Source organism: Sphingomonas sp. HF-S4 (assembly GCF_032911445.1).
GTDB classification, from domain to species: Bacteria; Pseudomonadota; Alphaproteobacteria; order Sphingomonadales; family Sphingomonadaceae; genus Sphingomonas; species Sphingomonas agrestis.
Genome location: NZ_JAWJEJ010000001.1, coordinates 1,003,566 through 1,017,585 on the forward strand (window position 1 = coordinate 1,003,566; position 14,020 = coordinate 1,017,585).

At 66.7% G+C, this 14,020-nt stretch carries 9 protein-coding genes; 1 reads left to right on the forward strand and 8 read right to left on the reverse strand.

The genetic code is table 11. The features are described from left to right. Positions 1 to 75 precede the first annotated feature (75 nt). The 4 genes from kduI to RZN05_RS04260 all read right to left on the reverse strand — a co-directional run bounded on the left by kduI (position 76) and on the right by RZN05_RS04260 (position 6,838). Positions 76 to 918: a 5-dehydro-4-deoxy-D-glucuronate isomerase gene (kduI, locus tag RZN05_RS04245; RefSeq protein ID WP_317225379.1), complete on the reverse strand. Its 843-nt coding sequence runs from the start codon at positions 916 to 918 to the stop codon at positions 76 to 78. 53 nt (positions 919 to 971) lie between these two features. Next, positions 972 to 3,122, reverse strand: coding sequence for a CehA/McbA family metallohydrolase domain-containing protein (locus RZN05_RS04250; protein WP_317225380.1), 2,151 nt, complete (start codon positions 3,120 to 3,122; stop codon positions 972 to 974). A 62-nt stretch (positions 3,123 to 3,184) separates the two neighbouring features. Then, a complete protein-coding gene (locus RZN05_RS04255) occupies positions 3,185 to 5,959 on the reverse strand; it encodes a TonB-dependent receptor (protein ID WP_317225381.1) in 2,775 nt (924 codons plus the stop codon). Positions 5,960 to 6,064: 105 nt separating this feature from the next. Then, entirely contained in the window at positions 6,065 to 6,838 is a 774-nt protein-coding gene (locus RZN05_RS04260; protein ID WP_317225382.1) for a FadR/GntR family transcriptional regulator, read from the reverse strand. 158 nt (positions 6,839 to 6,996) lie between these two features. Here RZN05_RS04260 and RZN05_RS04265 point away from each other — a divergent pair, with 158 nt between their 5' ends. Next, positions 6,997 to 7,962: a DUF4861 family protein gene (locus RZN05_RS04265; RefSeq protein WP_317225383.1), complete on the forward strand. Its 966-nt coding sequence runs from the start codon at positions 6,997 to 6,999 to the stop codon at positions 7,960 to 7,962. Between the two features lie 22 nt (positions 7,963 to 7,984). Here the strand turns inward: RZN05_RS04265 and RZN05_RS04270 are convergent, their stop codons facing one another. Genes RZN05_RS04270 through RZN05_RS04285 form a run of 4 tightly spaced genes read right to left on the reverse strand, consistent with a single transcriptional unit; the run spans position 7,985 to position 14,018 of the window. Beyond that, entirely contained in the window at positions 7,985 to 9,799 is a 1,815-nt protein-coding gene (locus RZN05_RS04270; protein ID WP_317225384.1) for an ABC transporter ATP-binding protein, read from the reverse strand. Next, positions 9,796 to 11,589 carry an ABC transporter ATP-binding protein gene (locus RZN05_RS04275; RefSeq protein WP_317225385.1) on the reverse strand — a complete coding sequence of 598 codons (1,794 nt, stop codon included), beginning with the start codon at positions 11,587 to 11,589 and terminating at the stop codon, positions 9,796 to 9,798. Before RZN05_RS04275 ends, RZN05_RS04270 begins: the two co-directional genes overlap by 4 nt. Before the next feature lie 27 nt (positions 11,590 to 11,616). After that, a complete protein-coding gene (locus RZN05_RS04280; protein ID WP_317225386.1) occupies positions 11,617 to 12,660 on the reverse strand; it encodes an ABC transporter substrate-binding protein in 1,044 nt (347 codons plus the stop codon). An 11-nt stretch (positions 12,661 to 12,671) separates the two neighbouring features. Next, the gene (locus tag RZN05_RS04285; RefSeq protein ID WP_317225387.1) at positions 12,672 to 14,018 is read right to left on the reverse strand and encodes an LLM class flavin-dependent oxidoreductase; all 1,347 of its coding nucleotides are present in this window, start codon (positions 14,016 to 14,018) and stop codon (positions 12,672 to 12,674) included. Positions 14,019 to 14,020: the final 2 nt, after the last annotated feature.

Consider the following 14,020-nt stretch of genomic DNA (forward strand, 5'->3'; position numbering starts at 1 on the left):
ATCGGAATACTATCCTAATCCAGGTTGGACCGGATTGACATCTTTTGCCCACTGATCGCGCATAGGCGGCGTGCTTCAAGCCAACTGGCAGATATCCAATACGATCATGTCGTCATAATCCTGGTTCTCGCCGGCCATGATCCAGATAAACGCGTAGGCGCTCGTGCCGACGCCCATATGGATCGACCAGGGCGGCGAGATCACGGCTTCGCCCTCGGCCATGACGAGGTGCCGTGTCGCGTCGCCTTGGCCCATGAAGTGCATCACCCGGCCGTTGGCGGGATCGTCGAGGTCGAAATAGAAATAGATTTCGCTGCGGCGCTCGTGGACGTGCGGCGGCATCGTGTTCCACACGCTGCCCGGCTGGAGGATGGTGAGCCCCATCGCCAACTGGGCGCTGTCGCATATCCCCGGGATGACGAGCTGGTGGATCCGCCGGTCGTTGGCCTCGTCGCGACTGCCGCGTTCGAGCATCCTGGCGCCGGCGAGTGACAGCTTCCGGGTCTCGAAGGCGCGGTGCGCAGGCGACGAGGCGAGATAGAAGCGGGCGCCATCGCCCGAGAAGCGCACGTCGCGCGCGCCCATTGTGACGTAGAGGCTATCCTTGGGACCGAGTGTGAAGGCCTTGCCATCCACCGTCACCACGCTGTCCACGCGGCCGACGTTGACGATGCCCAACTCGCGGCGTTCGAGGAAGGGGTGTCCTGTCGCCGAGGCGGGTTCGGCCTGGTCGGGAAGCCGTACGCTGCCGCTTTCGACCAGCACCCCGCCGATCACCAGGCGATCGGCATGGGTATAGTTGAGTACGCACTGGTTGGGACGGAACAGGCTCCCGATCAGATAGCGGTCGCGCAATTCCTGGTTGGATGCGCAGGCCATCATGTCCGGATGGGTGGCGTAATAGGTTCGATCGAACATCGCGGCTCCCGAACAGCCGGGGACGGCATGCGCCGCCCCCAGCGAGGATTAGGTCACTTCAGGAAGACCGGCGGGGTGTAGGCGCCGTTGGCCGCGACATCCCACACTTCGATCCGCGCCCATTTGCGGCCGCGCAGATCGACCTTCTTCTCGATCGTGCGGCTGCCGAACGGCGCGCTGCCGGTCAGGTCGATGCGGTCGCGATAGATCTTCTTGCCGTCGCCGCTGACCACTTCGGCAAAGGCGAGTGGGAAAGTCCATTCAATCTTCGCGCGCATCGTCGTGGCCGAACCGAACGTGGTCTCTTCGCCGCTCTTCGCGCCATTGACCGTGAATTCGGGGATGAGCACTTCGCCGGTCGTGGTGAAGAACTTCCCCCCGCGCAGCGCGCCGAGCACCGACGACCAACCATCGGCATAGCGCGGCAGCGGCCCGTCGAGCCGGAGATAGTTGACGTTCATATGCGCGTAGAGCTCGCTCTCGTCGGAGAGCTGGAACACGTCGACTTCGCCTGGCGCATATTTGCGCTCCGAAGGCTTGGCGGCCCAATTGTTCATGTCGTCGAGCGTGTCGAGCACGCGCGACCCGAGACGCGGCTGGGCATAGTCCGCGGGCATCGCCTTCCACGCGCCGCCGAGGAAGCGGTCGCTCTTGAAGAAATTGGTATGACGGTGCGCGTCGGGGAAGCCGAACGAGCTCTTGATCCGCGGATGCGCGGTCCACATCAGCCCCTGCTCGGCTTCCATCAGCTTGAGGACATCGTCCTCCGAACCGACATGATAGACCTTGCCGCGGACGGGATCGTTCTCGACGAAGGGCTGCCCGTCCTTGCGGTCGAGCGTCCAGGTGACCGGCTTGGGAAAGAAGCTGATCCAGTGCCCGCCCAGGTGGACGTTGGGTTCCTCGCCCGGCAGCAGCAGCAGCTTGTCATCGGAGAGCCGCGCGGTTTCCTTGTGCATCGTATCGAGCAGCGTCAGGCGGTCGCCGGCGCGATCGAGCGCCTCCTTGCCCAAATGCAACTCGGCGAGATGGACGATCTCGACGTTCATGTCCTTGAAGCGCTTGACGAATGCGGGGGACTCGAGCCCGTCGGGCACACCGGTAGATTGCTGGAAGCGCTGTCGGTTGAGGAATTCCTCGGTGTGCTCGACGTGATAATGGCTGGTGAAGGTGCGGTGGCCGTCGAGTGCCTTGAAGCGGTCGCCGCGGGTATAGGTCAACGCCGCCTGGGTGGTGCTCGCGGCGTCGCCGCTGTCGGGCAGATAGAACACGCCCATGTCCTGCATCGTCCCTGGCGGGGCATTGACCCAGGGCACGTAACGGCGGTCGCCTTCGAGCGTCTGGCGCAGCCCGAAGCCGGTGCGGCCCTTGAGGTCGCGATAGTCGCTGCCGAACCACGCCGAATTGTCGTTGTTGGCGTAATCGAGCGGGTAATAGAATTGGTGCGGCGGCGGCACGATGCCGAGCGCTCCGCCATCCGGGCCTTCCGCGACGATCATACGCGCGCGCACCTTGGGCGAGATCGCCGGGGCGCTGCGCGCGCCGGCCTCGCGCCGGACGATCTTGTCGGTCATGTCGGTATAGGCGATCGCGCGCCACGGCAGCGTCGCCGTAGCCGCCGTGGTGAGCCCGGCGTCGAAGGTATAGGCAGTCGCGCCGCGCTGCGTGGACATCACCATCGCCGCGCGGACCAGCCGCGAGCCGGGATAGATGGTGAACTGGTAGGTCCCGGAGAACGGACCGGCGGCGGCACCGCCGACGATCACCTTGGTATAGCCGCCCTCGGCGCGGACGCTGATATCGTTGCGTGCTAGGGTAAGCGGGTAGCTCTGGAACGGGCGAGTGCGCGGATTGTCGAAGAAGACGGTCCAGCCCTGCTTGAGATCGCGCGTGCCGACCGTCACCACGCCGGCGGGGTCGACTCCGCCGAGCACGGTCTTGCCCGCAATCGCGATGGCCCGGATCAGCGGGGCGGCGGTATCGAGCGACAGCACGAGTTGCGCGCGTTCGCCCTGGCCCGAAGGCCAGTCGATCGTCACGGCATCCTGCGCGCGGGTGACGCGCACGTCGCCCGGCAGCGTGCGATCGGACTGGGTGAAGGTCGCCGCGGGCGCCTGGGCATGCGCCGAGCCAATCGCGACGACGCTGCAAGCCGTAAGCGTCGTTGCCAGCCTGAGCCCCGCGAGCATCCGTTTCCTGTTCAAACCGTCCTCCTGTGTCCGCCGATCCCGATCGGCTTGTCTTGGTCGAGCATGCGTCGTGTGCCTCAGAAGTTGAAGCGCACGCCCAGCGAGTAGGTCGTATCGTCGTTGCGGACTTCGCGGACGAAATCCTCGCGCGATTCGAAGTTTCGCGTGCGCTGGCCGGTGACGTTGGTACCGGCGAGGCTGATCGTGATGTCGGGCGTCAGATCATAGTTCAGCCCGAAATCGAGGCGGCCGGCGGCGCGGATGCCGTTGAGCCCCACCGGGATCGATACCGGCCGCAGCGACAGGCCGTTAGTGATGTCGCCGTCGAAATATTGCGAGCGATAGGTGTAGATCGCGCGCGCCGAGATGCCGTATTTCTCGAAGATCAGCCCGGCGTTGTAATTGTACTTCGAGACACCGAGCAGCGGCAGCCCCTCCAGCCGGTCGCCCGGCGTGGTCACTTCGCTGTCGATGATCGTGAAGTTGCCGATCACGCCCAGGCCATCGAGACCCTCGGGAAGGAAATCGAGGAACAGCTGGCCGCCGACTTCGAGGCCCTTGATCTTGGCGGCGCCGAGGTTGCGCGGCGTCGAGATGACATATTGCAGCCCGTCGATCGTGCGGGCCTCGGTGCCCGAGATGATCCGGTCTTTGATGTCGCGATAGAAGGCGACCACGGAAACGTAGTTGGAGCTGCCGAAATAATATTCGAGCGACGCGTCGAAGCTGTCGGCCTTTTGCGGCTTGAGGTCGGGGTTGCCGCCCGAGCCCGAATTCTGGATCGTGTTCACATAGGAGACGACATAGCTGAGGCCGGGATTGAGCTGGCCGAAGCTCGGGCGCGACAGCGTCTTCGAATAGTTGAAGCGTGACTGGAGCCCGCCGCCGAACTTGATGCGCGCGCTGGCATTGGGAAGCAGGTCGGTATCGCTGGTCGAGCGCTGGACCAGCACGACGCTCGACGTGCTCGTTGCCGGATCGGTCACCCGGCCCGAACCGGCGATGTCGCGATCGGTGCGGGTGACGCGCAGGCCGACCATGCCGTCGATCGCAATCGTGTCGCCCAGCGCGATATTGTATCCGGCCTGGATGAAGCCGGCATAGCTTTTCTCCTGCGCGTCGTAGTCGCGCGTGGGATCGAACGCGGGGGTGTTCGGCGAGATGCGATAGAGGGTGCGCAGCTGCCGCTTGATGTCTTCCTGCAGCAGGTAATTCGGGTCGATCTGGAGGAAGGACGCGCCTTCGTTCATCTGCGGCACGCCGGGCGCCTGCACCAGAATGTCCGAGGGGAGGCCGGCCGCGCTGAGCGGGGTGACGAACGAGCCGCCGGGGGCAGGCGGGCCGCCGAGATACTGCTCGAAGTCCGCCTTGCGCCGCGCGATGCGCACGCCCGCCTGGAGGTGGTCCAGGAAGCCGCCGCCGAAGTCGTACTTCATGTCGCTCATCACCGCCCACAGCGTGCCGCGACTGCGGTTGATGTCCTCGGTCATGCCGTTGGCGAAGGCGAGCCCGGCGGGATCGTTCATCGGATTGCCCGGGGTCGTCGCCTGGACCTCGTGATTGACGTCGCGGATCTGAGTCAGTTCGGCGATCCGCTTGCCGATGTCGACGCGGAAGCTGTTGTTGCGGTTGGTCGACGATTCATAGGAAATGTCGGTGTTCCAGGTGAGCGCGCCGAACTCCTTGTTGAAGCCGGTGGCGAGCACATAGATGTCGGTCCGTGCCCGATTGGCGACGGTCGCGGTGTAATATTCGAGGTTGCGTGCGGTGTAGCCGGTGGCGTTGCACAACTGCCGGATCGTGCCGGTGCCGGTCGGATTGGACGGGCTGCGGACGTTGCCCGAATAATAGCCGTCGGGGCCCACCGCGAAATCCTCGCACGTATCACCTGCGGTCGCCGTGAAGGACGAGCCGGTATAGGCGCGGAAGGTCGGGCGGGCCTGGAACACATTGCCGCGATAGCCGGCGAACAGGCCCTCGACGTAGATCTTGCTGGTCGGGTCGGGTGCCCATTCGAGCGAGAAATTGGCCTGGGGACGCTCGTAATGGCCGAACTCTACGCCCGCGGCGAAGCCGGTAGGGGCGTGGAGGTTCTGGGGAGATCCGGCCGGCGCGGCGCTGGTCGCGCGCGTCCAGTCGTTCCACGCGATCGGGCGGGCATATTTGTTGCGCTGATAGGAGATGCCGAGCATCGCGGCGATGTCGCCCGCGCCCGTCGACCAGCGATTGGCGACGAGCAGGCTCACGGCCGGGTTGAGCGTATCGTCCGAGCCGGCTTCCTTGAGATAGGTCGCGCGGGCGCTGCCGGCGATCGTCAGTTCCTTGAAGTCGAGCGCGCGGCGCAGCCGCATGTCGACCCCGCCGGCGACGCCGCCTTCGATCCGCTCGGCCGAGCTGGACTTGTAGACGTCGACTCCCGCAAGCGCTTCGGCCGGCAGGTCCTGGAACGAGAAGCCGCGGCCGACCCCGGTGAAAATCTCGCGGCCGTTGAGCGTGGTGATGATATCGTCGAGCCCGCGGATGCGCGCGCCGACGATCTCGTTGTTGCCGCCGACAACGACCTGGACGCCGGGAACGCGTTGCAGCGCCGAGGCCGTGGTGAGATCGGGAAGCTTGCCGATATCCTCGGCAACGATCGAGTCGACGACTGCGGGGGATTCGCGCTTGATCTCGGCAGCGCGCGCCAGGCTCTGGCGGATGCCGGTGACGACGATGTCCTCGGCACCTTCATCGGCCGCGGCGCTCGGATCCTGCCCGACAGCCGGATCGGCGGCGGGCGCGGTCTGCGCGATTGCCGAAGCGCTGCTGACAAGCGCGATCGACGCCACGGAGGCGTATAAATACTGCTTCATCGACCCTCTCCCTATAAGATGTCATACAAGTTGCGGCGGCTTGATTTTGTTATTCCGCCGACCGCTATCCGGTGTTCGATGCCTTGATGTGAAGTTGGACCGGTCTCAGCCCTTGGGGCTGTTTGCCGACATGAAGTCGTGGAGCTCGCGGTGGCGCTTGAGGCTGCCGCTCATGTGCGCGCGCGCCGCAGCCCGGGCACGGTCGGGATCGCGCCCAATGATCGCGTCGAGGATCGCCTCATGCTCGGCGCTGATCACCGCTTTGTAGCTGTCGCCGACATAGGGCTGGCCCTGGCGCAGATAGAGCGAGCGCGGCGGGACCAGCCGCACGCCGAGGAAATCGATCAGCTTGGCATAGTAATTGTTCTTGCTCGCACGGGCGATGACGCTGTGGAACTCGACGTCGGCCTTGACCGAATCCTCAAGCCCTACAGCGGCTTCGGCAAGGATCTTGAGCTGTTGCCGCATGTTCATCACATCGACTTCGCTGCGCCGCTCGGCGGCAAGGGCGGCCATTTCGGTTTCGACGCACAAGCGAAGTTCGAGCAGCTGGATGACGTCGCTGAGGTTCTCGACTTCATCGCGGGTGATCTGGAACGCCTGGTATCGCGCGGTATCGCTGACGAAAATGCCCTTGCCCTGCCGTGCCTCGACCAGCCCTTCGGCTGCGAGCCTGGCGACGGCCTCGCGGATCACGGTACGACTGACTCCGAGGACCTCGACAAATTCGGCTTCGGTAGCGAGCTGCGATCCGGGCCAGCGCTCGCCCGAGAGGATGCTGGTGCGTATATGCTCGCACGCCGCCTCGACCAGCGAGGGCCGCCGCTTGCGGCTCGATAGCCGATCGTCGGGTACGGCGCTGCTGCCGGTCTGCCCCACTGCATTCCTCCTCCACGCCGATGCGATTCTGCACCATGCCTTTTCATCGTAGCGATTATCAGTCATATGACAACTTAAATAAATTCGGTTTGTAATAAGGCGCTGGCCGGTTGGCCCGGCGCCTGGATCGGCGACAGGCCGATGAAGAGGAGAGCGTGATGCGCGAACGGATCGTCACGGGCTGTCGGCTGGCCCTGCTTGCAGCCCTGACCGCGGCATTGCCGGCCATGGCGCAGCAGGCGCCGGAGATGCCCGCTTCAGCAGGCACGCTGCCGCCCCCGCCGAGCCGCGCGCCCGCCGCCGCCGTGGTGCTGGCGGACTATCGCTACGACGATCTGCTCTGGGAGAACGACCGCATCGCGCATCGCATCTATGGGCATGCGCTGGAGGCGGCCGAGCCGCCTTCGGGATCGGGCATCGATTCCTGGGGCAAGAATGTCGCCTGGCCGTTCGCCGACCGGCAGCTGCGCAGCGGCGACCAACATAGCTATCGCGGCGAGGGCATGGATTTCTACAATGTCGGCGCGGGCCGCGGCGCCGGCGGGCTCGGCATCTGGCACGACAACAAGCTGTGGACCTCGCGCAACTATGTCCGTCACCGGATCCATTCGGCGGGCGGCAAGGCGGCCGACTTCAGCGTCGACTACGCACCCTGGCCGGTCGATATCGGGCGGAAGGTCTGGGAGACGCGGCGCTTCACCCTGCCGCTCGGCACCCATTTCACGCGCATGGTCTCGACGATCGAATCGGACGGCCCCGCGCCGCTGCTCGTCGGGATCGGGATCGGCAAGCGCACCACCGGCCAGGGTGCGGGCGAGCTGACGGTCGACCGGGAGAAGGGCCTGCTCTCCTGGTGGGGTCCCGCTGACGGCGACCATGGCCGCATGGCGATCGCGATCCGCGTAGATCCTGCTGCGATTGCCGAGGTCCGGGCCGATGCGGACAACCAGCTCGTGCTGCTACGTGTCATCCCGGGCACGCCGTTCGTCTATTATTCGGGTTCGGCCTGGGACAAGGGGCAGGGCAGCTTCCGGACGCGCCAGGCCTGGGACGCCTATGCCGCGGGCGAGACGCTGGATTTCAGGGTGCCGGCGGATCCGCCCGCGCGAGACGCACGCCATTGAGTCGCCGTGCTTCCAGGAGCCGTCAGAATGGCCTTGCGCTGCGAGAACTACTATATGCTTGGTAGAGATCGGCGTATGCGCCCCTCAGGCCGATCAGCCGGTCGTGGCTTCCGAGTTCGACAATCCTGCCTTCACGGATGACGGCGATGCGATCGGCGTCGCGGATCGTGGCGAGGCGGTGGGCGATGATCAGCGCGGTGCGGCCCTGGCAGAGGCGGCGCAGCGCGGCCTGGATTCGGCGCTCGGTACTGACATCGATTGCCGAGGTGGCCTCGTCGAGGACGAGGACGACGGGATCGGCGAGATAGGCGCGGACGAGGCAGACGAGCTGGCGCTGGCCCTGGCTGAGATTGGCGCCGAGCGGGCCGACCGCGGTGTGATAGCCATGGGGCAAGGCGCGCAGCACGTCGTCGGCGCCGAGTTCGCTGGCGGCTTCGATGAGGGCGGTGTCGCTGGCTTCGGGCTTGGCCAAGCGGAGATTGTCGAGCACGGTGCCGCCGAACAGGACGTTGTCCTGAAGCACCACGCCGACCTGGCGGCGCAGGCTGGCTTCGGAAACGGTGCGGATGTCGTGGCCATCGAGCAGCACAGCGCCCGTATCGACGTCGTAGAAGCGCGTCAGCAACTGGACGAGCGTGCTCTTGCCATGGCCCGTGGGGCCGGCGATCGCGAGCACTTCACCGGGCGCGATGCGGAGGTCGAAGTCGCGCAGCACCGGGCGCGTGGGATGATAGCCGAAGCCGATGTTGCGGAAGTGGATTTCGCCGTTGAGGCGTGGGAGATCGACGGCGCCGGGCGTGTCGCGGATCTCGGGCTCCGTGTCGAGCAGCAGGAAGATGCGCTGCGCGCAGGCCGAGCCGTTGGCAAAGCGCTCGAACAGGTCGCTGAATTCCTGGAGCGGGGCGAGAAACAGGAAAACGTAGAACAGGCTCTGGGTGAGTTCGCCGAGCGTGAGCGTGCCGAGCGCGATGCCGCGGCCGCCGATCACCAGGGTCAGCGCAAGGCCCGCAGTAGTGAGCAGCCCGGTAAACGGCGCGAACCAGCCCGAGCGCGCACTGCCGGCGACCAAGGCGGTGTTGAAATCGCGCAGCAGCCCGCGATAGCGAGCTAGGTTCTCCGCTTCGCGGCCGACCTGCTTGATCAGCCGCACCCCGGCGACGGTCTCGACAAGGTGCGCGGTAAAGCGGCTACGGTTCTCGGCGACGCGCCCCCAGCTGCGTTGTGCCAGCCGTTTGAATGCGACCGTGGCGAGCAGGAGGATCGGCACGACCATGACGAGCCCGAGCAGCAGCATCGGCGCGATCGCCCAGAGCAGCAGCGCCGCCAGCACCAGCCGCAGCACCGCCGAGAGGAATTGCGGCGGGCATTGGATCAGCATCGGTTCGAGCGTGTCGACGTCGCGATCGGCGCGTGAGATGATCCGGCCGGCCTTGGTGCGGTCGAAATAGCCGACGCTGAGCGACTGGACATGCGCGAAGACGCGGCTGCGGATCGTGTTGAGCAGTTCGGTCGCTGCACTGCCGGCGAAATATTGCGAGAGGCCGCCGAGCGCGAAGCGCAGCGCCCAGGTCCCAGCGAGCCCCGCACAGGCAAGCGCTACGAGGCCGGCGTCGAACGGCTGGAGCGCCTGATCGATCACCAGCCCAATCAGCAAGGGGCGGGCGAAGATCGCGAAGACCTGCACCAGCTCGATCGCGATCACCGCGGCGACGAGACGGCGGACCGGGTGGAGCAACGGCAACAGGCGGCGGACCATGCCGCGGTCGAGCGCCTTGTCGGCGAGCTTCTCCTCGAGCTCGAGATCGGAAAGCGGGCGATCTCCCGCGAGAACGTTCATAGCCCCATCAGCGCGCGGTAGGCGGGGCTGGCGGCGATCAGTTGGGCGTGCGTGCCCTGCGCGGCAATTCCGCCCTCGGCGAGCATCACGACGCGGTCGGCGGCGAGGATCGTCGGCAGGCGACTCGACACGATCAGCATCGTCACCGGGCGCGCGGCGCTGGCGCGGCGGCCGCGGATACTGTCGATCGCGCGGCGCTCGGTCGCGGCGTCGAGCGCGCTGGTCGCGTCGTCGAGGATCAGCAGGTCCGCGTCGGCGAGCAGCGCACGGGCGAGGCACAGGCGCTGGCGCTGGCCGCCCGATAGCGTGACGCCACGGTCGCCGACTTTGGTCTGGAGGCCATCCGGAAGCCGATCGAGCAGCTCGCCCGCCGCCGCCTGTTCGAGCGCGGCTTCGAGTTCGGCGTCGCTGGCGTTCGGTGCGGTGACGCGGAGATTGGCGGCGAGGCTGTCCGAGAACAGGAAGCACTCCTGGGGCAGGACGTGGACGCGGCGACGCAGTTCGGTGAGGTCGAGGCCGCGGACGTCGTGCCAGCCGGCCTGGTCGGAGCCGACCTGCACCACGCCAGAAGCGGACTCGATCAGGCGGGGGAACAGCGCGGTGAGGATGCTCTTGCCAGAGCCCGTGGCGCCGACCAGCGCGACGATCTCGCCGGGTTCGATGCGCAGCGACAGGTCGTGGAGCACCGCGGCGCCGTCGCCGAGCGGCGCGACCGACACGCTGTCGAGGCGGCAGCCGAGCGGGCCGGCGGGAAGGCGCCTGGAGCCCGAGACGATCTCGGGCTCGGCGTCGAGCACTTCCCAGATTCGTGCCGCCGAGGCGCGGGCGTCGGCGACGATCTGGAGCAGCGCGGCGATCCCCTCGATCCTCAGCACCAGAGTATTGACGACGAGCAGCGCGGCGACCAGCGCGCCGAGATCGAGCCGGCCATGCCCGACCAGCCAGGCGCCATAGCCGAGCACCCAGGCGTGGCCGAGCGCGATGACGGCTTGTGGCAGCGGCACGCTGCGCGCCGCATGCGCGATCGCCTTGCGGGTCTCGCGGCGGAAGGTAGCGATATGCGCGTCGAAGCGGGCGATCCGCGCGGATTGCAGCCCGAACGCCTTGATCACCCGGACGCCGTGGACGCCTTCGGACAGATCCTGGGTCACGGCGTCATAGGCGGCGCCGATCCGGCGATCGAGCAGCACCAGCGCGTCGGCCTTTGCCGCGAGCATCGCGATCCCGGCGAGCATCAGCGCGAGCGGGACGATACCGAGCAGCGGCGCATACCAGGCGAGCAACGCAACCGAGATCAGCACCACCACGCCGGTTTCGAACATCTGCCGCCAGAAGTTGATCAGCGCGTCGCGAACCTTGTCGGCATCGCGGGTCATCCGCGTCACCATCTCACCGACGCCGTGGCGCCAGTGATAGGTGAGGTCGAGCCGCTGGACCTGGATCAGGATCCTCTCGCGCAGATGGGTGAGCAATTCCTGCCCGATCGCCAGCGACAGCAGCCCGGCGCCATATTGGACGACCGCGCGCGCCGCCGAGAGGCCGAGTAGCACTGCGACCCAGAACCACGCCCGGCTGTAATCGAGCCCCCCGGGCCCGGCGACGACCAGCGTGCCGAGCCCAGCTTCGTGCACCACGCGCCCGATCAACCCCTGCTGCGCGATCAGCGCGAGGTTGACCGCGAACAGCATCGCCGCGGTCAGCGCGAAGCGGATCGGCATGCGCCGATAGATCGCCAGGCAGCGCAGCAGGGGCGTGCCGGAGCCAACCGTCTCCGGCGCACTGGTGGTCATCAGCATCGGGTTGCGCTGCCTTGGGGATCAGACCGCGATGCGGGCGTTCTGCGCGGCTTCGAGCGGGCGGGCATCGGCCCATTGCCGCACGTCGAACCTGATCGGAATGAACTTCCAGCGATGGAGGAAGTCGGCGAAGTCCTGCAGCGCGTTGAGCGATTGCTCGGCGAGGTCGGTGCGCAGCCGGGTCTGCGCATCGCTGCCATAGGCGACCGACACCCAATATTCGCTCGCATTGGTCTCGCGTGCGAGATAGCGGCGCACCTCGTCGGGGTGGTCCTGCGCCCAGGCCTCGGCGCGCAGCACCTGCTCGACGATCGTCACCGCCGCGTCGAAATGGTTGTCGAGGAGGTGGCCGTCGACCGCGAGCGTGCGCGGGGTGCCGTTATTGGCGCGGATCAGCGGCTCGGGATGCGCGCCGGTGTCGATCACCGTGGTGAGGCCGAACTGGTTTGCGACCTGTGCGCCGTGGGCGCCCTTCAGGAAGATCGCGTCGACTTCGCCGCGAAGCAAAGCGACGACTTCCTGGTTGTTGTTGCGCCCGCGCCGCCCGGCGAGCGTACCCGCGACCCTCGAAGCGGGCTCATCGCTGTAATGGCTCTCGATATCCTGATCGACCAGCTCGACATCGCCAACGTTGAGCCCTTCTAGGCTAAGCGCATTTTCGAGCCCGCGCAGCGCCTGGGCGCGGGTGAAGTCGATCTCGACATGCTTCCAATTGGGCAGGCCAAAACGGCGGCCCTTGAGGTCACGGACGCTCTCGATCCCCGACTCCGGGCTGGCGAGGATCAACTGGGTCTCGTCGGCCCAGGACAGGCCGAGCAGCCGCGTGTCGCGGCCGAGCGCACGCGCGCTGATCGCGGGAATGTTGCCGCCATGGCGCACCGAATTACGCACCTTGTGGCTGAAGTGCGATTCGCGTGTCGCGAAGTCGTTCGATTCGAGGATCGAGTCGACCCTGGTGCCCTGCACCTTGAATGCGTCTTCCAGCCAGCCCTGCTGGATGGCGATGCCGAGCCCGGTGGGGACGGGGCAGCGCGTGTACCAGAGCGTGTCGAGCGAATTGGCCATAGGAATTCCTTTCAGGCGGCGGAGAGGAGGCCGGTGGTCGGGACGGCGGCGATCGCGGGGCGCGGCAGCGACAGGTGGTCGCGCAGCGTGATGCCGGTGTATTCGGTGCGAAACAGCCCGCGGCGCTGGAGTTCGGGCACCACCAGGTCGACGAACTCGTCGAGCGAACTCGGCAGCAGCGGCGGGATCAGGTTGAACCCGTCGGCGGCGTCGCGCTCGAACCAGTCCTGGATCTGGTCGGCGATATCGATCGGCGTGCCGATCACCACCCGGTGCCCGCGCACGGCGTTGAAGCGCAGGAAGAGCTGGCGGATGCTGAGATTCTCGCGGCGGGCGAGCGCGGTGAGCTGGCGCCAGCGGCCCTTGCCGTTCTCGGGCTCGGGCAGGTCGGGTAGCGGGCCGTCGAGCGGAGAGCCGCTGACGTCCTGCCCCATCAGGTTGAGCTCGCCCGAGAAATCGACCGCGGCCTCGAGCGCGGCGAACTTGTCCTGCGCCTCCTGCTTGCTGGTGCCGATGGCGAAGGACAGGCCGGGCATCACCCTGAGCGTGGCGGGATCGCGGCCGTAGCGTGCCATCCGGCGCTTCACATCGGCGTAGAAGCCCTGCGCATCCTCGATGAACTGCGCGGCGGCGTAGATCATTTCGGCATATTTGGCGGCGAACTCGCGGCCGACTTCCGAATTGCCCGCCTGCGCGAACACCGGATGCCCCTGGATCGGGCGGGCGACATCAAGGACGCTGCTCAGGTGGAAGTAGCGGCCGTCATGCTTGACCGGATGGACGTCGTTCGGATCGAGATAGAGTCCGGTCTCGCGATCGGCGTGGTCGAACGCATCGTCTTCCCAGCTGTCCCATAGCGCACGCGCGACATCGACGAACTCGGCGGCGCGCTGGTAGCGCTCGGCATGGCTCGGCGGCTGGTCGATCCCGAAGCTGCTCGCTGCGCCGTCGGCGAGCGAGGAGACGATGTTCCAGCCGATCCGCCCGCCGCTGATATGGTCGATCGAGGCGAAGCGGCGCGCGAGCGAATAGGGATGATCGAAATTGGTGTTGACCGTAGCGACCAGCCCGATCCTGTCGGTGACCGCGGCGAGCGCCGAGGCGAGCGTCAGCGGCTCGAAGTCGAGGAACGCGTGACGCCGCTCGATCCCCTTGGTGCTGTCGCCCGCCTGGCCGACGAAATCGGCGAAGAAGGCGACGTCGAACTTGCCGCGCTCGGCGGTCTTGGCAAGTTCGGCCCAATAGCGGAAATCGGGCCTTCCGCTATTGGCCGCGCCGGGCTGGCGCCACGCGCCGGGATGGTGGCCGTGGCGGGTGAGGAAGACCCCTAGGGCGAGCTGGCGCTTGGTGCTGGTCATCG

What these genes read in the sequence shown, in the direction of transcription:
- kduI (WP_317225379.1), bottom strand. Translation starts at nt 918, where the DNA reads ATGTTCGATCGAACCTATTACGCCACCCATCCGGACATGATGGCCTGC.
- RZN05_RS04255 (WP_317225381.1), bottom strand. Translation starts at nt 5,959, where the DNA reads ATGAAGCAGTATTTATACGCCTCCGTGGCGTCGATCGCGCTTGTCAGC.
- RZN05_RS04265 (WP_317225383.1), top strand. Translation starts at nt 6,997, where the DNA reads ATGCGCGAACGGATCGTCACGGGCTGTCGGCTGGCCCTGCTTGCAGCC.
- RZN05_RS04270 (WP_317225384.1), bottom strand. Translation starts at nt 9,799, where the DNA reads ATGAACGTTCTCGCGGGAGATCGCCCGCTTTCCGATCTCGAGCTCGAG.
- RZN05_RS04275 (WP_317225385.1), bottom strand. Translation starts at nt 11,589, where the DNA reads ATGACCACCAGTGCGCCGGAGACGGTTGGCTCCGGCACGCCCCTGCTG.
- RZN05_RS04280 (WP_317225386.1), bottom strand. Translation starts at nt 12,660, where the DNA reads ATGGCCAATTCGCTCGACACGCTCTGGTACACGCGCTGCCCCGTCCCC.
- RZN05_RS04285 (WP_317225387.1), bottom strand. Translation starts at nt 14,018, where the DNA reads ATGACCAGCACCAAGCGCCAGCTCGCCCTAGGGGTCTTCCTCACCCGC.